Origin of the sequence: Caballeronia sp. SL2Y3 (assembly GCF_022879575.1) — a bacterium.
In the GTDB taxonomy this organism is placed as follows: domain Bacteria; phylum Pseudomonadota; class Gammaproteobacteria; order Burkholderiales; family Burkholderiaceae; genus Caballeronia.
On sequence record NZ_CP084262.1, the window covers coordinates 355421 to 376792 of the forward strand.

Consider the following 21372-nt stretch of genomic DNA (forward strand, 5'->3'; position numbering starts at 1 on the left):
CCCGAACGCACGAGGTCCCGTTGATGCATCGTTCTTTTAACAGCCGGCACTGCACCGCTCGCAGGCGATGAACACCAATCACTTCTTCCGCCTGCTCGCCCGCCTCCGCGTGGGCCACAAGCTGCTGCTGATCTACCTGTTGGACCTGAGCGCCGTCATCTATATCAGCGGCATTCTGATCCACGAGAAATATCTCGCGATCGATTTCTCCAACAAGGAGATCGTCGGCAACGCGTATGTGCGGGTCGTGACGAGCGCGCTGATCGATGTCACGCTGACGGGCGCAGGTCAGCGCCTGCCCCCCGCCGCATGGCGCGCGACGATCGATCAACTCGCCGCCGCCGAAGCGCAATACGGCGAGCCGCTGCAAAGCGCCGCGCTCAATCGCACCTTGCGCGATGCGTTGCAAGCACTGTCGCTCGACAGGCAGCCGGACGCCCCGACAAGCCACGCAGCGCTCGACGCATGCCGCGAACTGATCACGCGTATCGGCAATCAATCGAACCTGATCCTGGACCCCGACCTCGACAGCTACTACACCATGTCACAGTCGATCCTGCGCTATCCCCCGCTGATCGACGCAGTCAACGGCATCGGACGCCACCTGCATGAAGGACGCACCGCGCGCTCGCGTGAAGAAGTGCGTACGCGTTACCTCGTGCTCGAAGGCCAGCTCGACGCCGCGATGCAGGGCCTGCGTTCCGACTTCGCAGAAGCGGCCGCGGCCAATCACGCGCTGGACGCATCGCTTGCGCCGTCGATCTCGCGCATGCGCGCAGCGGTCGATGCCTTTCGTCATGCGGCGCGCGTCGTCGTGGACGGCGACAGTGCCCCAGACGCCGCGACGCTTTCTCTTATCGATACTGCGCAGCAATCGGTCATCGCCAATGCGAGCACGAGCTGGCGCATAACAGGAGCGAACCTCGATCGACTGCTGCGTGCTCGCGTGGAAGGACTGTTCTCGAAGATGTGGTTGCATCTGGGCACTGCGCTCTCCTTGTTGTGCGGCATTCTCGCGATGGTGTACTTCGTTGCCCAGCAGATCTCCTCGCCGCTACGCAAGCTGGCGCGCGTGATGGATACGGTACGGCGCACGGGCGACCACTCGCTGCGCGCTACCTGGCACAGTCAGGACGAGATCGGCCAACTGGTGCGCGGCTTCAATGACATGCTCGCGCAGCTCGACCACGAACGCGACGTGCAGAAGGAACTCGCAGCATCGACACGCGCATCGGCCGCGCAATATGCGCTGGTAGAAGCGACGCCCGTGCCGATGGTCGTCACTGCGATTCCCGGCCATGAAGTGCTGCACGCAAACAAGCCCGGCCTGTTCTGGCTCAACGGCTGCGCGACGGACCCTTGGGCGTTCGGGCTGGATTCATCGACACGCGCGCGATTCTTCCAGCAATTGTCCGACCGTGAGGCCATCAATGAATTCGAGGTTCACTGGAAGGCCACCGCGCAGCCGACATGGGCGATGCTGTCCGCGCGCCGCCTCGATTTTCAGGGGCGCGACGCCATTCTGACCGCCTTCACGCCGATCAACCAGATCAAGCTCATGGAGCAGCGCCTGGAATTGTGGGGCCGCGTGTTCGAGGCGTCCTCGGAAGCGATCGTCATTCTCGACGCTCACGCGCGTCTCGTCACGGCGAATCCGTCCTTCTATCGCGCGACTGGGTATCGCAACGACGATGTCGTCGGCAAGCCGCCGGCGTTCATCGGCCCACAGGAGGACGGGGACGAACGCGCGATGATCGCGCGGATCGTGGATCGCTGCGAACACAGCGGGACCTGGAACGGTGAAGCGCAAGTGCGGCGCCGCCAGGGCAGCAACTATCCCGCGTGGCTCATGGTGAGCACGGTGCGCGACAAGAAGAGCAGCGTGTCGCATTACATCTGCACGCTCATCGACATCACGGACCGCAAGAAAAGCGAAGCGCGCATCCAGTTTCTCGCGGAACACGACGTGCTCACCGAATTGCCTAACCGAGCACTCTTCGGCGCGCGGCTGAAGGCGGCCATCGCTCGAGCGCAGCGCGCGCAGCAACGCGCCGCGGTGTTGTTCATCGATCTCGACCGCTTCAAGAATATCAACGACTCCTTGGGGCACCATGTCGGCGACGGGCTGCTGCGTTCTGTCTCGCGGCGGCTCCTGCAGGGCGTGGGCGCCAACGACACGGTGAGCCGTCTCGGTGGCGACGAATTCACGGTCATTCTCACAGGCGTGAGCAACGCGAGTGACGTGATGCACATCATCGAGCGAAGGCTCGTCACGCTGCTGCGCGAGCCGCACGAGGTCAGCGGCAAGACGCTGCAGGTAACGTGCAGCGTCGGCGTGGCGCTTTATCCCGACGACGGCGCGGACATCGACACGCTCATGCAAAACGCCGATGCCGCGATGTATCAGGCGAAAGCGGAAGGCCGCAATCTCGTGAAGTTCTTCTCGGCGGATATGGCGGAGAACGCACGCTATCGGCTTTCGCTCGATGCGAGCCTGCGCACCGCGACCGAGCGCGGCGAATTGCGGCTTGTGTGGCAGCCGTGTCTGGATGCGCGGACCGGCGCGCTCGCGAGCGTCGAAGGACTCCTGCGATGGGATAGCCCGCTGCTCGGCAACGTGATGCCGTCGCAATTCATCTCGGTCGCCGAAGAAACCAAGGTCATCATTCCGATCGGCGCTTGGGTGATCGAGGAAGCGTGCCGGCAGCTCGCTGAGTGGCGCGACAGTGCCGGGCTTGCGATCAGCGCATCGGTGAATGTGTCGGCGATCCAGCTGCGCCATCCCGAACTCGTCGGTGTGATCGAGCGCAGCCTCACGAGGCACGGCGTGCCGCCGCATTGCCTCGAACTCGAAATCACGGAGACTGTGCTGATGGATAGCGCGGAAAGCTACGTGGAGGCGATCGATGCGATTCGCTCGCTCGGCGTGAAACTTTCGCTCGACGACTTCGGCACCGGCTATTCCAGCCTCAGCTATCTGAACCGATTCGCGCTGGACCGGCTGAAGATAGACCGCGCGTTCGTGCATGACATGCTGGATGCGCCCGCCGACCTCGCGATCGTGAAGGCGATCATCGATCTCGGGCACGAACTGAAGCTGCGCGTGGTCGCGGAGGGCGTCGAGAGCGCGCACCAGGCGGATACGTTGCGCGGCATCGGATGCGATGAACTGCAGGGCTTTCTGTTATCGAAACCCATGCCGGGCAGCGCGTTGCCTGCGTGGTCGGAAGCGCTCATGGCGCGCGAGGAGGCGTGAAGAGACGCGAGCCGCATGGCCGCGCCGCCGGGACCGCGCCTGGTGCCAGTCTCGGTCGGCTGCGTGCGTTTGCTTCGAGTTGCGTATAAGCCTCCGACGCCGCCGAGTCGTTGATGAATTCTTCTCGAGTTGATAATTCAGGAGCTTGAGCGTGGCCTAGACGGCGGCAATGTTCCCAGCTCGATGACGAGTCAGTTTACATTACGGACTACCGAATATCGCCCAACGCGGCATCGCAAGAGCAGCGCACCGGCATCGAGCAAGTCAACATGGCCGTCACGCAGATGGTCGAAGTCACGCAGCAGAACGCCGCGCTCGTCGAACAGGCCTCGGCTGCTGCACACGCGCTCGCCGAGCAGGCGAGTTCGCTGCGCAATGCGGTCGCGGTGTTCAAGTTGCGTGGCGATGGCCATTGCACGATCAATGATGCGACGCCGAAGCCTGCGTGATCCCATCGACGCGCACTACTTGGCGCAACGTCGCGCCGCACAGTAAAGAGCAGTGCGCGCGTCGTCTCCGCGCCGGCAAGCGACGTGAGGACGGCCTGGGGCTCGGGTAAGTGAGAAGCGAGGCTCGGGAGGTCCGGCAGCAACGTGCGCGATCGGGAAAGCGGTTAGCGCTACCGTTACGATCGCGACACCGATTGCCGTTTCGTGCAGCCGCCACAGTACCGGGCGATTCTCCATTTCGCCGCCCAACAAGCAGATTCGAAGTCTGAGCGGCGCCAACCCGTTCGATGCACGTTGCCGCGCCATCACATGCGTATGACGTCCATTACGGTTTTCTTCTTGTCTTTGAACTGATAGATGGTAATCGCCGCATCCTTCAAGTCGCCACGCGGATCGAATGAGATCTTCCCAATCACGCCGTCATACTGCGTGACGGACATGGCCGCCAAGACCTTAGTGCGCTCGACCGAGTTGGCGCGTTTCATTGCGTCGTAGATCACGTAGACGGCATCGTAGGCGAACGGCGCATAAGCATCGATGGGCACCTTGTAGCGCGCGGTGTACCGACGCTCGAACTCCTGCCCTTTCGGCATCTTCGACAGCGCGAGTCCGGCTTCGGAACACACTACGTTGCTGATCGCGTCGCCCGCGAGGCCCACCATTCTTTCCGTGCATGCGCCATCGCCGCCCAGCACTCTCGCCGTCATTCCCAGATTCGACGCCTGTTTCGCCAGCGGCCCGGCCGTTGCGTCGGAGCCGCCGTACATGATGACGTCAGGCCGCAGCCCCTTGATCTTCGTCAGGATCGCGCGAAAATCCGTGGCCTTGTCATTGGTTGCCTCGCGCGCGACGATCGTGCCGCCGTTGGCCTTCACTGCTTTCATGAATTCTTCGGCGAGGCCTTGACCATAAGCCGTCGAATCGTCGATCACGGCGATGCGTTTCGCGTGCAACGAACTGAACGCGTAACGCGCGAGCGCCGGCCCTTGCAACGCATCGGTCGCCACTACGCGGAAGGTCGTCTTGTACCCCTGCTGCGTGTAGGCAGGATTGGTCGAGCCTTGAGAAATCTGCACGACCTGGGCTTCGCTATAGATGCGCGACGCGGGAATGGATACCCCCGAATTGATGTCGCCGACCACCGCCACGACGCCCCCGTCGACGAGTTTTTGCGCGACCTGCGTGCCGGTCCGCGGATCGGCGGCATCGTCCTGCGAGTCGAGTTGCAAACGCACTGGTTTCCCACCGATCATTGGCCGCTGGCTGTTGATTTCGTCGATGGCAAGGCGCGCAGCGTTTTCGCTGTCCTTGCCCATGTTCGCGAGCTGTCCCGTGAGCGGGGCAGCGTGGCCGATCAGCACGACAGCGGGCGTTGCATCGGCAGCATGCGCCGCAGTCTGCATGGCGGCCAGCGCGACGACACTGGCCAGAGAGCGAAGGTTTTGATTCACGGTCTGCCTCACATCGGTTGAAGAAGTTAGATCGAGCGCTGAATATGCTGCGCGACTGAAACCCAGTATTCGTGGGCCGAAAATGCGCGTCCAACTAGAAATTTTTTGTGCCGCCGATAAACAAACGTTATGCGGGCGCGACATCCGCGCGTTGGCGAAGCAGCGCTTCCACACTGCGGCCAATCGCGAGAATCGACGCATCGGCGAGGGCCGGGCCGCAAATCGAAAGACCCACGGGCAGCTCGTTCTCGTCATGGCAAGGCAACGTCAGCGCGCAGCCGTCCATGAAATTGACGACGCTAGGATTGCGCAGCACCTTCGCGTTCATCGCGAAGAACGCGGCATCGTCGCGGTCGACCTGCGCGATGGCGGGCGGCACCACAGCGACGGTCGGCAGCAGCCATGCATCGAAATGCGCGAGCCGCGCGCGCGCGTCGCGGACGAAGCGTTCACGCGCGGCCAGCAGATCGATATAGTCGGCGGCGCTGCGTCCTTGCCCCGCGAGCAGACGCTTCAGCACGCGAGCGTCATAAGCATCGGCGTCACGCGCAACATGCTCGCGATGCCATGCCCATGCCTGCGCAGCAGTGATGCCCGCGAGCGGATTCCCGCCCGCCACTTCGTGCAATTCCGGAAATGCGAAACGCTCCACCGATGCCCCCGCGCGCCGCAGCATCCCGACCGCGCGGTGGAATGCCGTCGTCACTGTTTCGTCGAGATCGTCGGCGACGTAGTCATACGTGACGCCGAACCGCAGCCTCTCGAGCGGGCGCGGCGCGGTATCGAGGGCTTGCCCGGAAATCACGCTGTCGAGCAGCGCGCAACAGTCGACACTGCGCGCGATTGGACCGACGGAATCGAACGATAGCGACAGCGGCACCGCGCCATCGAGTGGCACGCGCCGCGCGGTCGGCTTGAATGCGGTCAGCCCGCAAAACGCCGCAGGAATGCGAACCGAGCCGCCCGTGTCCGTACCGAGCGCTGCTGCCGCGTGCCCGAGCGCGACCGACACCGCCGCGCCCGAACTCGAACCGCCCGCGAGCAGTCCAGCGTGAAGCGGATTGACCGGCGTTCCGTAATGGGGATTCATGCCGAGGCCGGAGAACGCAAACTCGCTCATGTTGGTGCGTCCCACGAACACCGCGCCCGCTTCGCGCAGCCGGGCAACGGCCGCCGCATCGCGCACTGCGGGCGGGGCACCGCACAGTACTCGCGAGCCGGCTGTCGTCACCTGTCCTTTGATGTCGAACAGATCTTTGATTGAAAGCGGGACACCGGCGAGCGCGGAAGGGACATAGCCGCGCTCGCGAAACGCGTCGCTGGCGTCGGCCGCTTCGCGGGCCGCCAACCGGTCGATATGCGTGTACGTTGCGCCGCCGTGTACGAGATCAGCATCGATAGCCGCGAGGCTCGCGTCGAGCAGTTCGCCTGCGGAGAGGCGCTTGGCCGCCAGCGCCTTGCTGTATTCACGAATAGTCCGCATCGCCGTCACTCGATATGTGCGAGCGCATCGACGCTGTAGCGATGACGCAAGCTGCGCCGGAGCACGGGATCATGCAGTTCCAGTTCATACGCGCGCGCGGTCGTAAGTGCACCGAGGACGGGCTGCGTGCCGCAGAACATCACCGTTCCAGGAGGCATCGACATCGAGCCGAACGCGCGCGAGATCAACGACTCAGGATGCATCAGGCGCGCGAGCGTGCCTTCCTGATAGCGAATGCGCTCATTGTTCGCACCGATGCGCCAGCTGCGGGCAATCAGCGCGTCCCAGTGCGCGGCGACCTCCGAGTAACGCCACAGCGACTTGCCGAGTGGCTTCGCGCATATCTGCTTCGACACGGCGACGTCGAATCCCTCGACTTTGCGGTCGGTATGATCGGACCCGATGCCGACCAGCAATCCGTCCGTTTCCGTCTGCAATAGCACGACCTCCACTTCGCCTGACGAATGTCCTCCTATCACTTCGATGCTGTCCGATGTGGTCAGCAACGCGGGCGCGACTTCATAAAAGCAGGGCACCCTCGACGGTCTGCGCACGCCGATCGCTTCCAGTTCGCGGATATGATGCTCGACTTCAGCCTCGTCTCGCCCCGCCCAGCCCGCGATCACGAGACGGCGCGCGCTGATTTCAACGGGCGTCCCGCCCTCGATTTCGCATGACACTTTGTTCATTGCAACCTCCTCTGTCCTGACAATCGTTGGCCCCTGCATCCAGGGGCTTTCGTTGCAGAGTGTTGGCACGCGCCGCAGGCGTGTCCAACAAATTAATGTTGTTGCGCCGTCGAATATTTTCTTGTCACGTGCCGCGAGACGCGGCGCTACACTCAGTCATCCGTGCTTGCATGCTCAGGGTGGTGAATGAATCTGCGCTTTCTGGAAACGTTTGTCTGGCTGGCGCGGCTGCGCAGCTTCCGGCTGACGGCCGAACGCCTGCATGCCACGCAAGCGGCCATTTCGAGCCGCATTTCAGCGCTCGAACAGGAACTGGGCGTGCGGCTCTTCGAGCGCGGTCCGAAAGAAGCGACGCTGACACAGGACGGCAGCAAGGCGCTGCCGTTCGCCGAACAGATTCTGAAGCTGAACCAGGCGATGCTCGCAAGCGTCGGCGATCGTTCGAAGGTGTCGGGTCTGCTGCGTCTTGGGGCGATCGAATCGATCGTACACACGTGGCTACCCGATCTGCTCAAGCGCATTCGGAACGAGTATCCGAATCTCGTGATCGAGCTGACCAGCGATACGTCCGCGAACCTCTCTGCGCAACTGGCGAACGGCCATATCGATGTGTCGTTTCAGACGACAAGTGTTAGCGGCGCGGATATGACCAACGTGCCGCTCGGCAGTCTGCCGATGCGCTGGATGGCGAGCCCCGTGCTCAATCTGTCTGCGCAGGCGCTGACCGAAGACGAACTGGCCGCGTATCCCGTCATCAGCTTCGCGCGTCACTCTCCACCGCATGAGTTTCTCACAAGCCTGTTCGCGGACAGCGGCGACATCCACGTGCAGATCAACTGTCTTTCGTCGGTGGCGGCGATCATCCGGCTGGTTGTCGATGGCTTCGGCATTGCGGTGCTGCCGCCCGCATTCGTGATGCGCGAACTGGAGGCGGGACAGTTGCAATTGCTGCAGGTCACGCATCGCGTGCCTGCATTGCCGCTCGTCGCCGCCTATCGACGCACGCCCGACAGTCTGCTAGCCGAATCGATCACGCGGCTCGCGCTGAACGTCGTGCTCGATTTCAGTCTGAAACATGGACCCGAGTTCGCGCTGTTCCCGCCATCGGACGACGCGCTGGGGTCCGCCTGAGTGATCTATTCATCCACGAGTACGCTGACATGCTGACTGCAACCTCCATTGCCATCGAACCGCTCGACGCGCAACGCTTGGAACCATATGGCTGGCTGCTGGGCAAGCCGGTGCGCACCGACGGCGACGCGCCTGCGTTCCTCAGTCCCGCATCGGACTTCTGGCGCGAGCATCTGTTCGACACCGGCGCGAAAGGGGAAACGGAAATACTCTGGGTGGTGTATCGCAATCGCAACGTGGAGGTCGCTTCGCTCGAATTACATCGTCTGACTCAGCAGGCCATCGTGCCGTTGACGGCGCCTGTCGTGCATATCGTCGCAACAGCGCTGGAAGATGGCGAGCCCGATCTGTCGTCGCTGCGTGCATTCGAGATTACTGTCGGCAAAGGGCTTTGCATGCGCCCTAACGTCTGGCACGCAACGCGTGTGATGAGTAGCGAGGCCACATGTCTGATGCTGACCCGCCCCTCGACTACCTACGATCTCGTCGTTCATCTCAAGACGGGCGCGCCAGCTTGCGAAAGCGTGATCAAGGCTATCGACCGCCGTACGCTCGAACTGAGTACGTTCTGAACAATCGGGCGCAAGCAAGGCGTTCGCGTAGTACGCGGACGCCGCGAACGGCGTGAGTAGTCACTGCCGACTGCCGCTTCCGGGAAGCAAAAACTCCAATGGCCGCTTCGAAGGGCTAAACCGTCGCCCGCGACATGCAGCCGGCAGGGGGCGATCAGTCGTTTGGCGAATCGTTAGGGTTCCTCCAGCGACGCGACGCTTGCGGTTCCACTCATCTCGCGCCAAGGCGGCCACGTCGAGCGACGAACGCGGGACCCTATCGGTTTCCGGAGCGAGCCGGGATCGGTCTACCCCCAGACGGGCGTAGAGCACCCTGCGAAAGGGGGACTACTTTCTTTCGGCCGAAGGTCTATCGTTTTGAATGTCACCGGCTTTCGTTCTTGCCCGTCGGTAGGCGCGTGCCTTCGAATGCGTGAATCGGCGACGACGACCGCCACCCGCACCTGGGAGTGATTCGCGATTCGCTGGGCAACCGAACTTCTATCGAAAGGAAATGCCATGAGCTCCATACCTGTGAATCCGGTACCGGGAGACACCAGCGCGTCTTCTTCATCGGTAACGCCGATCAAGCCCACAACAGAGCCTGCGCCGTCAGGCACGTTCGAGCAGTCCAGATTCCCAGCGGAGCAACTCATTCTTCAGCGCGACCTCAATGAAGTGCTGCTATTGCTGGACTTCATTTCGGGACGTCCGGACGTGCACATTTGGGACATTGGAGACATCAAGTATCCGGTTCGGCAGGGTGCCGAGGCGAACGCGAACGCTGACAACGGCAATCGCGTAACGAGTCCGCCGGCCGTGCTGCCGCCAATCGAAGTGATCAGACGAATATGCGCGTTGCGTTATCCGCCGGAGCCGAATCAGAGCCTGAACGATCGCGCCGACGACGCCGCCTTGCTTCTATGCGTGAAGGACAAGGTCAACTCGATTGCTTATCCCGCGAACGGGGTCACGATTGCCTACACCTACATGTTCCTCGAAGAGAGGTCCAGGCCGAAGCACCACTCGCCGACGCCGCTGCAGGACGGCGTGACGCTCGACAGAGAGACTCGCGCGGTCGTCGCGAGGTCGGCATATCCGGGGCTCATCCCGAGCGCGAAGCGCTTCCGCTGCTTTCACAGGAACGTTTCGCGTGTCGGCGCGGCGGTCACCGTTTTCTCCGCGATCCTGCTTTGGCTCGTCGTGTACGGCTTGCAATTGACGTCCCGCTTCGAGGACGACCAGAAGAGCACGGCAGATCTGACCAGCCAGATTTACGCGGCAGTCGACAAGGAGAATTCGTTGCTCGCGCAGGACAAGCAGAAGCACGACAGCGTACCCGTGCGTTGCGATTCGAAGATCGATCAGCAGAGCAGCCAGATCCGGCTACTGTGCAACCGCTGGTCCTACTATCAGGCGCGTTACGAGAAATCCATCAACGATGCGGCGGCATTCGCCGAGACAACGCCGTCGTCATGGCTCACCATGCCGTTTCCAATTTCCTCGATGCTGCTCACGAAGAACAAAGGCGGCAATGCTGTGGCGGCGCAGGAAAACATCCAGTCCATCACGCTGGTTCTGTCCGCCTACGCGAGCTATGTATTGCCGGTGCTGTTCGGCCTCGTCGGCACGATTGCCTCGTTTTTGCGCGATATCAGCGACCGAATCACGCGCAGCATTCTGGCGCCGCGCGATGAGACGCTCGCTATCATTCGCCTGATCCTCGGCGCCATCGCAGGGCTCGCCGTCGGACTGTTCTTCACGCCAGGCTCAGTGGCGCAGACTGTGAGTTCCGGCTCGGGCGCGCTCACCCTTTCCGCGTCGGGAATCGCATTTATCGCCGGTTATGGCGCGGACGGCTTCTTTCGGATGATCGATGCGATGATCGTGCGTGTCTTCAGCCTCGATCGACCGGACAAGTCGGCGCATGCGAAGTAAGGAGGGGAAAGCGCCAGCGACGGCCTCATAGCCGAGGGAGATGGATAATGCACGCGCCATCCCGCGCGTTGAAACACCCGTGCCGGCTGCGGTCTCGAGTACGCGTGACGGGTCGACCGCGCTTGCTCGAACGCGGTGCCTGCCGCGTCGGTGCATTGGGGCATAGAGAGGCTATTTCCAAAGTAGTCGATCCCGCCGTTTGTACGCGTCGGCGAGGGCCGCCTCGAAGGTCGCCAGAATTTCCCTGGAAAGCTCCAAGTCGATGCCGCCAAAGAGCGGATACGCGAGGATATGGTTGCGCTGCCTGAGCATCCGATGTTCCCACTTAGCTATCTCCGCCTCAGCTTTGGCAAGCTCCCTAGTCGCTATTTCCTCGGGGATCATGATGTCGTCCTTTCGTCCACCCTTTCTGTTTTAAGCAATCGCAGGGCCACATCGGCGAGAAGCGACGTGAGTACCCGTCGCGGCATGGGACCGCTCTCACGCCTAATGCTTGCAAAGCGCGAATGGCGGTCTGTGCCAAAACGTGGTCGTCCATCAATGCGCTCTCGGTGAGTTCGAGTTGCAAAGCCGAACGCGGGACGGCGTGGCGGCGCAACGCTTTGTCTACGAGCTCGATGATGCCGGTGTCGCCCAACTGACGCGCAGATACATTCACAGACAGACAGAGATTGCTGGCTCCCTCGCGATGCCAAAGCCCAAGGCGCGCGAGGCCGCAATGCATCTCGCTGGCCGACGTGAATGAGTCCACGAGCCGCCGAACTTACTTGAACGCAGCGTGACCGCATTTAGCCTTCACATCAGGACGACGCGCCCTTGGCTGAAACCTACGGCAAGCGCTATCGGGCATATTCGCAATCACCGAGCGCGCCCTTTACACGCATCGCCGTTGCCTCAAATGAAGCAATACGGACCAATCGTTGTCCCGCCTCATGCGCGAATCGCTGCGGCGCCCAACACGCGCGTTTACCTATACTGCCATTGCTCATTGGCCGTCGCGCAGGGTTTCCTATGACCCCGTTCCACGCCCGGGCCATACATTGAAACAGCGGCGCGCATCGTTGCGTTCCCGCGTAACAGTGTGAGGCGATGGTATGTGCACACAGCGAAATAATAAGCATATCTATGTAGTTAACGCTGTTCCGGTCCGCCCTCTCGCCGCGGCGATCCTCATCGGGCTTCCGTTTCCCCTCCACGCGCTGACGGTAATTACATCGAGCGACACCTCGCAGACGCTTTCGACTGATTCCGTTTATCAAATCGAAGCGGGAACGGTCATCACGACCACGTTTCAGAACGCGATCAATGTCGACGGCATTGCTCCCGTCACGATGACAAACGGAGGCTCGATAACCAGCTCGGTCGACAACGTGGCCGCCGCCGTGCGATTCAACGTGCCCGGCACGCTTTCCAATCTTTCATCGGGGCGCCTGCTCGGCAACACCTTCGGCGTCGTGTTCAACTCGGGAGATAACAACGCGCTCTCCAATCAAGGCGACATCAGCGCGCGCGCCAGTCACGCCGTTGCCTATCAGTCGGGAGCGGGCGGCGTCGTCGACAATTTCGGTACGTTGAACGGTAGTCCGTCGATAGGCACGACACCCAACGGCGTCTATCTGCAGACGTCCGGTCATGTGGTGGTGAACAATCACGCTGGCGGCGTCATCAGAAGCGGCACGGGAGACGGGACGTATGGGGTCGGTGTACTGGCCGATGCCGGATCGATCACCGTCAACAATGACGGGCTGATCGACGGATATCACGAAGGCGTCGGTGTGAAAGGAGCCAGTTCGGCGAGCGTGACCAATAGCAGCACCGGCACCATACGCGGCCATATCAGCCCGGGCGTGACGCTCGGGCCCGGCGGCACGCTCGACAACCGTGGCGTTATCTCCAGCTGGTCCCAATCGGCGGTCTTGATGAGCGGCGCAAACGGTACGGTGACGCTTGGAACAGGATCGGTTCTGAACGGCGGCAACGGTGCGGACGTGCTCAGCCTCGCGCCCGGCAACGCGATCATCCTGAGCGGCTCGGGCACCGAGACAGGCAGCTTCAATGCCAATTCGGCGTCCAATGGATTCGCCACCTTGAGCGCGGTTGCAGGCAGCAATTGGACACTCAACGGCTTCGTCAAGATGTCGAATCAATCGTCGGCGGCTGTCCTCGTGGACGGAACGCTGACACTCGCCAACACATTGACCAACGACGTCGGTACCACGACGGTATCTCCCGGCGGCGTGCTCACGCTGGGCACGGGCGGCAATAGCGGCAACGTGACAGGCAACCTCGTCAACAACGGATTGCTGCGCTTCAATCGCGGCGACGTTTTCAGGTTCGACGCCACGCTAGCCGGGGGCGGCACGCTGATGCAGATCGGCAACGGCACGACGTTGCTATCGGCCGCCGGTTCGTCGCAAGGCGCTGTGAGCGTGAACTCCGGGGCGCTCTGGCTGGCCCAGCCGGGCGCGTTTTCCGCGAACACGTATACGACGCAGACGGGCGCGCTAACCGTCATCTCCGCCGATTCGACATTGGCCGTCGCCAACAGCTTCACTCAGCAGCCGGGTTCTACGCTCATCGTGGGACTGCGCACGGCAGAGCCGGTCATCACTGCGTCGAGCGGCACGCTGGACGGTGCGCTGCTGATCAACGGCTTCGCCCCTTCGGTGCCCGTGTCAGCGACTGGTCTTTTGAATACGGTATTCAACGTCGTGCATACATCGAACCAGGCGGGCCTGTCCGGGGACTTCACCAGCGTACGTTTCGGAGGATCCAGTCCTGTCGACTATCTGATACCGGTAGGCGCGAAGACGCTCGACGCTCGGGATTACGACGTCCGCCTCGGCCTGACGTGGCGCGCGGGTGCAGCGCAGGGGAACGGCACATTCACGCTCGCCAGCGCCACGGATACTTTTAACGTCGACGTCCCGCTCATCGATCAAGCGGGATCGTTCGCCAGCGGTTGGGATGGTCGCACGCTGACGAAGAACGGCGCCGGCCTGCTGATTCTCTCGGCTGCGAATGCCTACACCGGCGCAACGCTCGTCAACGATGGCATTTTGCGAACCGACGTGGCGAACGCCCTCATCAACAGCGGGAGCGTCAACGTCGGCAGCAGCGCGACGCTCGACCTCGCCAGCCTGCCGCAGCAGATCAACAACCTGAGCGGCAGCGGCCGCGTCCTGCTCGGCAGCGCGAACCTGACCGCACAGAACTCTGCCGACTCCGCTTTCGACGGGGCAATCGTCGGCAGCGGCCGCCTCATCAAAAGCGGCGCCGGGGCACTGGCGCTCGGTGGCATCGACACCTACAGCGGCGGCACGGATGTGCTGGCGGGCACGCTCGTCGCGCAACGCAGCGGGGCGCTCGGGAGCGGCCCGGTGAATAACGGCGCAACGCTGCGCCTCGATTTCGCGAGCGCGGGCATCGTGCCCAACGTGCTGTCGGGGCCGGGCGCGCTCGTCAAGAGCGGCGGCGGCGCGGTCGCGCTCCTGGCGGCGGGATCGCAGCAAGGCAGCGTATCGGTCGATGCAGGCGCATTGGGCTTCGTGCGCAGCGGCGTCTTCACGACCACCGGCGATTTCGTGACGGCACCCGGCGCGACGACGCTGGTCTCGTCGCAATCGCAACTGGCCGTCGGCCGCAATTTCTCGATGAACGGCACGCTGGACAGCATAGCCGGCGCGGCGGACCCGGTCATCGAAGCGAATACTGCATCCATCGCGCCGAATGCAATATTCAATCTGGCGGGCTATTCGGCGCCCGCGTCGGCAAGTGCGCACGAACTCGCCAACGGCGTGTTCACGGTGATTCGGGCCGCGTCGCCCGGCGGTCTCACCGGAACGTTCGGCGCCACGCGCATCGGGGGATCGGTCAGCGCACCGGATTTCCTGACTTTGACGAGCGGCTACACGCCGCAGACCTTCGTGGTCGCCGTCGCGCCGACGTGGTACGCCGGGCTGAGCGCAACGCCTCAATCAGCCAACGGCGTGTTCACGTTGCCGGACGCGGGCGATTCTTTCGACATGGACATCGTCCTGGCCGATCAGGCCGCCAACGCCACGACGGGCTGGGACGGCAAGACGCTCACCAAGGCCGGCTCCGGCACGCTCCAGTTGTCGAAGGCGAACACCTATACCGGCGCCACTTCGGTGACTGGTGGAAAGCTCGTCGCGGGTGCGCCGGACATCATCGCGCGCAGTTCGCAACTGAGCGTGGCCTCGGGCGCCACCTTCGACCTCGGCGGCTTCGCTCAACACGTGAACAATCTCACCGGCGCGGGCAGTGTCGCGCTCGGCGGCGCGGCGCTGAACGTCAACGGCGCGGCCGATTCCACATTCAGCGGCATCATCAGCGGCGACGGAAGTCTCACGAAAACCGGCGCAGGCACACTGACGCTCGCGGGCGATAACACCTTCGCGGGGGTCACGACCATCGGCGCCGGCACGCTGCAATTGGGCGCCGGGGGCGCAAACGGGAGCGTCGCGGGCGATATCGTCGATGACGGCACGCTCGTATTCGATCGCAGCGGCAACGTCACGTACGGCGGCGCGATCACCGGATCGGGCGATGTCGTTCAGCAAGGCAGCGGCACGGTGACGCTCACCCGCACGCACACCTACGGCGGCAACACGGCGGTCAACAGCGGCGCGCTGGTGCTCGCGGGCGGCGCGCAACTCGCGAATACCCGGCAAGTGACGATCGCGCCCGGAGCGACCTTCGGCGGTTACGGCGCGGTGGGCGGCAGCATCGTCAACAACGGCATTTTCGCCGTCGCCGATGCCGCGCCCGGCTTCGCAAGCGGGCCGGCCGGTCAGTTCGCGGTAGGAGGCGCGCTAGTCAATAACGGCGAGATTCGCATGGCCAGCCCGGCGCCCGCGAGCGTACTGACCGTGAACGGCAACTATGCGAGCAATAACGGAACGCTCGCGCTGTCCACCGTGCTCGCAGGCGATGGATCGGCCACTGACCGGCTGATCGTGCGCGGCGACACGTCCGGTCAGACGCGCGTCAAGGTGACGAACGCGGGCGGCGCGGGCGCGGCGACGACCAAGGGCATCGAGATCGTGGAAGTCGATGGCCAGTCGAGCGGCGTCTTCAAGCTCGACGGCCGCCTCGTCGCAGGCCCCTACGAATACGTATTGCAGCAAGCCGGCGGCGACTGGTATCTGCGTTCGCTGTCGGACGGCCCCTCCCCCGCGCCGCGTCCCGAGCCCGGCGCGTACCTGGGCAATCGACAGGCGGCGGCCACCATGTTCACGATGACGCTGCATGACCGCGCCGGTTTCGCCGATCCCTTTGCCGCGCAGCACGAAGGCGGCGGCGCATCGACCGCGTGGGCGCGCACGCGCGGCGCGCATGTCGACGGCGAAGCGGCGGGCGGAAGAATCGGCGAATCGACCGATACGGCCATCGTCCAGGCCGGCATCGACGTGCTCAACCGCGTACGCGACGGACATCGCTGGCAAGTAGGCGTCATGGCGGGCTACGGCTCGTCGACGACGGATGCAAGAGCGCGCAACAGCGGCGCGCAAGCGCGGGGCAACACGAATGGTCTGAGCGGCGGCCTGTACGCGACATGGCACGGCAACGCGTACTCTCTAGCCGGTCCTTACGTCGATACATGGCTGCAGTACGGCCACTTCGACAACAGCGTGAAGGGCGATGCGCTTGCCGGCGAAAGCTACGCGAGCCACGTGTGGTCGGCATCGGTGGAAGGCGGCTGGGCGCTTCCGCTCGGTCAGACGTCGACGGGTCCGGTGTTGCTCGAACCGCAAGCGCAACTGGTCTACAGTCACTATCACGCGGACGATCACACCGAGTCCGGCGGAACAGTAATAAGCACTCCGAACAGTAGCAACTGGACGACGCGGCTCGGCATGCGGCTCTTTCATGCGCCGGGGTCGACGGCCGCACCGGGATGGCTGCCCTTCGTCGAAGTGAACTGGCTGCACGACACGCGAGTGGCGAGCGCGGCGTTCAACGGCTTCACGGTGTCGCAAGACGGCCCCAGGAACCGCTTCGAAGCCAAGATCGGTGCGCAAGGGTTGATTGGCCGGCAGTGGCGCGTGTGGGGCAACCTCGGATATCAGCAAGGCGCGGGCGGCTTCCACGCATATGAAGGCTTGCTCGGCGCGCGCTACGTCTGGTGAAGGCCTGGCCTTCGTCATACAAACGAAGCAACGGCCTTACCGCCCTTCTTCAATTGACATGCGCTTCGCGGAAAAAAATGCCTGTTTCTTCGGCTCTCATGTCTCTCATCGTGCCGGGGGTAAACGATAGTGACATCGGTCGATGTGTCGTCCATATTTACTTCGTTTTCCTGATGTACACAAACACGAACGAATATGGAGGGACACATGAAAGACGCATTCTTTCCGCACGCCTCATGCCGCGTGCTGGCCGCGTGCAGTGCGGCCTTGCTGATGCTCGTCGCGCCCCTGGCATCGGCAGACCGCCCGGATGCAGAAGCACGAGACGGCTGGGTCGCTACCTGGACCGCCAGTCCCGATCGCAACAACAACATCACGACGCCGCAGAACTTTCCTTCCGCGACGACCATTCGTCAGATCGAGCACGTGAGCGTGGGCGGCGATCGCGTGCGCGTCAGGCTCACGAATGAGTTCGGCACCGCGCCGGTGACGGTCGGACCGGTGCATATCGCGTTGTCTGCCGGCGGCGCGAAGATCGCGCCAAACACGGACCGCACGCTGACGTTCGGCGGCAAGACGACCGTGACGCTGTATGCAGGCGCGCCGATTTTGAGCGATCCCATCGACATGCGGCTCGCGCCCTTGTCGGACGTTGCGATCAGCCTGTTCCTGCCCGACGCCACGCCCGCTTATACGGTGCATCAGCTCGCCGTGCAGAACGCCTATGTGTCGAGCGGCGACAACACCGCGGCGCCCGACCAGCCTTCTCCTCACAAGTATACGAATCGCTTCTTTTTATCTGCAATCCTAACGGATACGGATCGCCCGACGCCTGCCGTCGTCACCTTTGGCGATTCGATCACGGACGGCTATGCGTCGACCGTCGATGCGAACCGGCGCTGGCCCGACAATCTCTCCGCGCGCCTCAACAGCGGGGGACCGCGGCGCGGCTACGCGGTGCTGAACCAGGGCATCAGCGGCAATCGCGTGGTGAGCGACGGCGCGGGCGTGAGCGCGCTCGCGCGGTACGACCGGGACGTGCTGAGTCAGTCGGACGTCAAGTGGGTCGTGTTCCTCGAAGGCATCAACGACATCGGCTGGCCGAACACCGCGCTCGATCCTTCCGGACGCGTGGTGTCTGCGGAAGAGATCATCGACGGCTACCGGCAGATCATCGCGCGCACGCATCTGCGCGGCATCAAGATCATCGGCGGCACGCTGACGCCCTTCCGCAACGCGCTGCAAGGCACCGCCAACGAGGGCTACTGGACGCCGCAAAAAGAAGCCATCCGTCATGCGGTGAATCAATGGATTCGCACGAGCGGCGCGTTCGACGCAGTGGTCGATTTCGATGCGGTGCTGCGCGATCCGGCGCATCCCAACGACATGCAGGCGGTGTACGACAGCGGCGACCATCTGCATCCGAACGACGCCGGATATGCGGCGATGGCCAACGCAATCGACCTGTCCTTGCTGCTGCGGGGCAACGGCGACCGGCGCGGTGATGGGGGCGAGTGATCCGCCCTGAGCTTGATCGTCGCGGTGGCTTACGCCCTGCTGCGACGATCACGCGGCATGCTCCAGGCACCGCGTTTCGGCTCGTCCGCCCTCGCTGCACTTTCAGCAAGAACGCGCAGAGCCCGACATACTATCGAGCTTGACGTCGCCCGAATCAATCGTCCGGGCCAGCGTCGGTGTTGCGGCTTGTCACACCATCGTCCTCGCAATCGGCGACGATAGCGGCTCGCACCGCAATCTCATGTGAGCGTCGCTTACCACCAGTCAACGACATCGACGCGCTCGAAGCGCGGCTCAAGGGCGCAGCACCCGCGTGGCTCGCGTTCGACATGCGTCTGATGATGCAGCGTTATCTGGAGGACGGCGCGGTAGCGACGCCGCAGCAGATCGAGCGCACGACGTCGCTTCTCGGGCGTGCGCCGCGGTCGTATCGCGACTTCGCGGCGGAGACCGCGAGCGAATGGGCAAACCAATAGCGCGTCTTCGCCGATGAGAGCAGCGCGACGCGCAAGCCGCCGCGCTGCGGCACAACGATTGCATTACACGGCACCGGCCTGCATGACTTCCTGCGGGTGACCATCCTATTTCGAGAGGACCTATGAAGACGGCAAAGATGAGCATTCTCGTTTCCGCACTGGTGCTGGCCGTATCGGGCGGCGCGTTCGCGCAAGGTTCGGGCGGCGGCCTGCCGGGCGGCAACGGCGCGGGCCAGGGGGGCGTCGGCGTCGGAACGCCGAACGGCAACGGCGAAACCGGCTCGCCGGCCGGCCCGACAGGCAAGCATGCGACGCGCAAGCACTCGAAGAGCAAGAAAGCGAACCTCTCGGGCGACGGCTCCACGGGGTCGAGCGGCTCCACCGGCTCGGCCACGACGACGCAATAAGGCTTCGTTTTTCTCGGCATTGTCGAATCGGCCGACTTTCGCTCAGGAACTGTTCCGCCCCGTCGACAAACAAGGGCGGATCTGCCGCGCGGCCCACCTCGGCGGAGCCGGTGGCCACGACCACGTGCGCACTGCTCCCCGACAAGGATGAAAGCGAAGGTCACGCCTTGCGCGGTCAGACCTTCTTCCCACGATGCGTCGGACGCCTGCCGCCATGACGTCCATCTTCGACATGTGCCAGCAGACGCCCAACGTGCCCTACCGCGCGCGGCCGGGCGGACTGGGCATCGGCCTGTTGCTCGTGCGGCAACTGGCGCAACTGCACGGCGGCAAAGCCGAGGCCTTCTCGGATGGCGAGGGACGCGGAACGCGCTTCGCGGTGTCGCTTCCCGCGGATACGTCATTCGTGCGCCGGCAGCCCGGCGACATGCCCGCCGATCTCTCCGTGTTCAGGAACCTGCGCATTCTGCTGGTCGAAGATCCCGAAGAGTCCCTGACCGCGATGGCCGACCTTCTGTCGCTGTACGAACCGCACGTGGTTTCATCGGCGAACGGGGACGATGCGCTGCAGAAGGCGTCGCAAACGCAGTTCGATCTCGTGGTTACCGATGTCGGCTTGCCGGACATGGACGGTTATCAGCTCGTCAGTGCGCTGAGAAAACTGCCCTTGTGCGCGGCGATTCCCATTGCGGCGCACGGGCCGTCCGGTCGCGGAGGAAGAAGCGCTCGCGCAAGAGCCGGATGCGACGCGTGTCTTGCAAAGCCGTTCACTTTGCAGGCCTTGGCGGATGTCGTCCACCGTCTCCGCCCTGGTCGATGAGTTCAACGGCCGCACGCGAGAAGGCCAGGCGCCTCCTTGCAAGAACTGCCCGAATTCGCCGTGAAAAGCGCTCGTTTCCACCAGCTTCGACAGTCGTGAACCCTGTATCGCTCGGGCTTTTGCGCATCACGAATAACAGGCCCGATCCTTGCTCATACAAAACCGTGGTCAACCCCCACGTAACCGATAGGAGAAACACCATGAACAAGGACCAGGTCAAGGGTACTGCCGAGAAGGTGAAGGGGAACGTCAACGAAGCCGTTGGCAACATGACAGGCGACACCAGCCAGGAAGTGAAGGGCCAGGTGCAGCAGGGCGTAGGCGAAGCCCGCAAGCAGTACGGCGACGTGAAGGAAGACGTCAAGAAGGACCAACGCTAGACGCCCGTCCCGCAGCCATGCGGGCTTGATCAACGAGCCGCGTGCCGGACCGACGCGGCTTTCGCACATGTGGGGCGCGGCGTAATGCGCGATGATTTTGAAGTTTCTCCCAAGTGTGCGATCTGGACACGCCGCCGATGCCATGGCGCGCTGCCGCCTCGCGTGCTTGTCGTCGACGATTATGTCGATACGGCCGACGCCATCGGGATGGTGCTGGCCATCGATGGCTTTCCGACCGAAGTCGTTTATAGTGGCCGGCAGGCCATCGAGGCGTCGGAACGCTGGCGGCCCGATATCGTGCTCTTGGATATCTGGATGCCGGATTTGTCGGGATTGCAGGTCGCCGCCTACCTGCGCGCATCGACCACACTCGAACAACCGGTACTGGTGGGCCATTCGGCGCTTTCGACACCCGGCGACCTGCAGGCAGCGAGGCAAGCCGGTTTCGATGCCTACTGCGCCAAGCCGACGGACGCGGACAAACTCGCCCCGTTACTGCGTTATCTGTGCGACGCCGACGCTCCTTACAGTGCGCCGCCCGTGTGACACATTGAACAGGACTCCATGCAAACCGTGAAGGCCCGAGCGATATGAAACCAACGCACATTCACTCCGAGCCCGTTTCAACAGAAGGAGCCGCCGACCGGGCCGGCCCCTGCCCTGCATAATGC

16 protein-coding genes and 1 pseudogene are annotated in these 21372 nt (G+C 63.3%); 12 read left to right on the forward strand and 5 right to left on the reverse strand.

Annotation, left to right across the window (positions count from 1 at the left end; all coding sequences use genetic code 11):
- Positions 1-67: 67 nt before the first annotated feature.
- Entirely contained in the window at positions 68-3256 is a 3189-nt protein-coding gene (locus tag LDZ26_RS20595; protein WP_244851081.1) for an EAL domain-containing protein, read from the forward strand.
- A gap of 224 nt (positions 3257-3480) precedes the next feature.
- Positions 3481-3705: pseudogene (locus LDZ26_RS20600) on the forward strand (methyl-accepting chemotaxis protein); the annotation flags it as partial.
- Positions 3706-4010: 305 nt separating this feature from the next.
- Here the strand turns inward: LDZ26_RS20600 and LDZ26_RS20605 are convergent.
- The 3 genes from LDZ26_RS20605 to LDZ26_RS20615 form a co-directional block, all read right to left on the reverse strand.
- Positions 4011-5108 carry a branched-chain amino acid ABC transporter substrate-binding protein gene (locus LDZ26_RS20605; protein ID WP_244851113.1) on the reverse strand — a complete coding sequence of 366 codons (1098 nt, stop codon included), beginning with the start codon at positions 5106-5108 and terminating at the stop codon, positions 4011-4013.
- Positions 5109-5283: 175 nt separating this feature from the next.
- Complete coding sequence (locus LDZ26_RS20610; RefSeq protein ID WP_244851082.1) at positions 5284-6639, reverse strand: amidase; 1356 nt, start codon at positions 6637-6639, stop codon at positions 5284-5286.
- A gap of 5 nt (positions 6640-6644) precedes the next feature.
- Positions 6645-7328 (reverse strand): DUF2848 domain-containing protein, encoded by a 684-nt coding sequence (locus tag LDZ26_RS20615; protein WP_244851083.1) that lies wholly within the window; start codon positions 7326-7328, stop codon positions 6645-6647.
- Positions 7329-7514: 186 nt separating this feature from the next.
- On the opposite strand from LDZ26_RS20615, the gene LDZ26_RS20620 reads away from it, so the two are divergent.
- The 3 genes from LDZ26_RS20620 to LDZ26_RS20630 all read left to right on the forward strand — a co-directional run bounded on the left by LDZ26_RS20620 (position 7515) and on the right by LDZ26_RS20630 (position 10948).
- The gene (locus LDZ26_RS20620) at positions 7515-8459 is read left to right on the forward strand and encodes a LysR family transcriptional regulator (protein WP_244851084.1); all 945 of its coding nucleotides are present in this window, start codon (positions 7515-7517) and stop codon (positions 8457-8459) included.
- Positions 8460-8488: 29 nt separating this feature from the next.
- Complete coding sequence (locus LDZ26_RS20625; RefSeq protein WP_244851085.1) at positions 8489-9031, forward strand: ureidoglycolate lyase; 543 nt, start codon at positions 8489-8491, stop codon at positions 9029-9031.
- A 498-nt stretch (positions 9032-9529) separates the two neighbouring features.
- Positions 9530-10948 (forward strand): hypothetical protein, encoded by a 1419-nt coding sequence (locus LDZ26_RS20630; protein WP_244851086.1) that lies wholly within the window; start codon positions 9530-9532, stop codon positions 10946-10948.
- 171 nt (positions 10949-11119) lie between these two features.
- On the opposite strand, the gene LDZ26_RS20635 is transcribed toward LDZ26_RS20630, so the two are convergent.
- Positions 11120-11332 carry a hypothetical protein gene (locus LDZ26_RS20635; protein WP_244851087.1) on the reverse strand — a complete coding sequence of 71 codons (213 nt, stop codon included), beginning with the start codon at positions 11330-11332 and terminating at the stop codon, positions 11120-11122.
- Positions 11307-11672, reverse strand: a complete 366-nt coding sequence (locus tag LDZ26_RS20640) for an EAL domain-containing protein (RefSeq protein WP_244851114.1) — start codon at positions 11670-11672, stop codon at positions 11307-11309. The genes LDZ26_RS20635 and LDZ26_RS20640 overlap by 26 nt, the downstream gene beginning before the upstream one ends.
- Before the next feature lie 607 nt (positions 11673-12279).
- On the opposite strand from LDZ26_RS20640, the gene LDZ26_RS20645 reads away from it, so the two are divergent.
- The 7 genes from LDZ26_RS20645 to LDZ26_RS20675 all read left to right on the forward strand — a co-directional run bounded on the left by LDZ26_RS20645 (position 12280) and on the right by LDZ26_RS20675 (position 21247).
- On the forward strand, positions 12280-17100 hold the full coding sequence (locus LDZ26_RS20645) for an autotransporter outer membrane beta-barrel domain-containing protein (RefSeq protein ID WP_244851088.1): 4821 nt from the start codon (positions 12280-12282) through the stop codon (positions 17098-17100).
- Positions 17101-17307: 207 nt separating this feature from the next.
- Positions 17308-18618, forward strand: coding sequence for an SGNH/GDSL hydrolase family protein (locus LDZ26_RS20650; RefSeq protein WP_244851089.1), 1311 nt, complete (start codon positions 17308-17310; stop codon positions 18616-18618).
- Between the two features lie 176 nt (positions 18619-18794).
- Positions 18795-19094 carry a hypothetical protein gene (locus LDZ26_RS20655; RefSeq protein WP_370650752.1) on the forward strand — a complete coding sequence of 100 codons (300 nt, stop codon included), beginning with the start codon at positions 18795-18797 and terminating at the stop codon, positions 19092-19094.
- Between the two features lie 122 nt (positions 19095-19216).
- Positions 19217-19501 (forward strand): hypothetical protein, encoded by a 285-nt coding sequence (locus tag LDZ26_RS20660; protein WP_244851090.1) that lies wholly within the window; start codon positions 19217-19219, stop codon positions 19499-19501.
- A gap of 214 nt (positions 19502-19715) precedes the next feature.
- Positions 19716-20321 (forward strand): response regulator, encoded by a 606-nt coding sequence (locus LDZ26_RS20665; protein ID WP_244850354.1) that lies wholly within the window; start codon positions 19716-19718, stop codon positions 20319-20321.
- A 200-nt stretch (positions 20322-20521) separates the two neighbouring features.
- On the forward strand, positions 20522-20701 hold the full coding sequence (locus tag LDZ26_RS20670; protein ID WP_159834173.1) for a CsbD family protein: 180 nt from the start codon (positions 20522-20524) through the stop codon (positions 20699-20701).
- 84 nt (positions 20702-20785) lie between these two features.
- Complete coding sequence (locus LDZ26_RS20675) at positions 20786-21247, forward strand: response regulator (RefSeq protein WP_244850356.1); 462 nt, start codon at positions 20786-20788, stop codon at positions 21245-21247.
- Positions 21248-21372: the final 125 nt, after the last annotated feature.

Excerpts from the sequence above, each read along its gene's own strand:
- LDZ26_RS20625 (WP_244851085.1), top strand. The coding sequence starts at position 8,489 with ATGCTGACTGCAACCTCCATTGCCATCGAACCGCTCGACGCGCAACGC.
- LDZ26_RS20645 (WP_244851088.1), top strand. The coding sequence starts at position 12,280 with ATGACAAACGGAGGCTCGATAACCAGCTCGGTCGACAACGTGGCCGCC.
- LDZ26_RS20635 (WP_244851087.1), bottom strand. The coding sequence starts at position 11,332 with ATGATCCCCGAGGAAATAGCGACTAGGGAGCTTGCCAAAGCTGAGGCG.
- LDZ26_RS20610 (WP_244851082.1), bottom strand. The coding sequence starts at position 6,639 with ATGCGGACTATTCGTGAATACAGCAAGGCGCTGGCGGCCAAGCGCCTC.
- LDZ26_RS20615 (WP_244851083.1), bottom strand. The coding sequence starts at position 7,328 with ATGAACAAAGTGTCATGCGAAATCGAGGGCGGGACGCCCGTTGAAATC.
- LDZ26_RS20665 (WP_244850354.1), top strand. The coding sequence starts at position 19,716 with ATGACGTCCATCTTCGACATGTGCCAGCAGACGCCCAACGTGCCCTAC.
- LDZ26_RS20620 (WP_244851084.1), top strand. The coding sequence starts at position 7,515 with ATGAATCTGCGCTTTCTGGAAACGTTTGTCTGGCTGGCGCGGCTGCGC.
- LDZ26_RS20660 (WP_244851090.1), top strand. The coding sequence starts at position 19,217 with ATGAAGACGGCAAAGATGAGCATTCTCGTTTCCGCACTGGTGCTGGCC.
- LDZ26_RS20640 (WP_244851114.1), bottom strand. The coding sequence starts at position 11,672 with ATGCATTGCGGCCTCGCGCGCCTTGGGCTTTGGCATCGCGAGGGAGCC.
- LDZ26_RS20595 (WP_244851081.1), top strand. The coding sequence starts at position 68 with ATGAACACCAATCACTTCTTCCGCCTGCTCGCCCGCCTCCGCGTGGGC.
- LDZ26_RS20630 (WP_244851086.1), top strand. The coding sequence starts at position 9,530 with ATGAGCTCCATACCTGTGAATCCGGTACCGGGAGACACCAGCGCGTCT.
- LDZ26_RS20650 (WP_244851089.1), top strand. The coding sequence starts at position 17,308 with ATGAAAGACGCATTCTTTCCGCACGCCTCATGCCGCGTGCTGGCCGCG.
- LDZ26_RS20605 (WP_244851113.1), bottom strand. The coding sequence starts at position 5,108 with ATGCAGACTGCGGCGCATGCTGCCGATGCAACGCCCGCTGTCGTGCTG.
- LDZ26_RS20670 (WP_159834173.1), top strand. The coding sequence starts at position 20,522 with ATGAACAAGGACCAGGTCAAGGGTACTGCCGAGAAGGTGAAGGGGAAC.
- LDZ26_RS20675 (WP_244850356.1), top strand. The coding sequence starts at position 20,786 with ATGCGCGATGATTTTGAAGTTTCTCCCAAGTGTGCGATCTGGACACGC.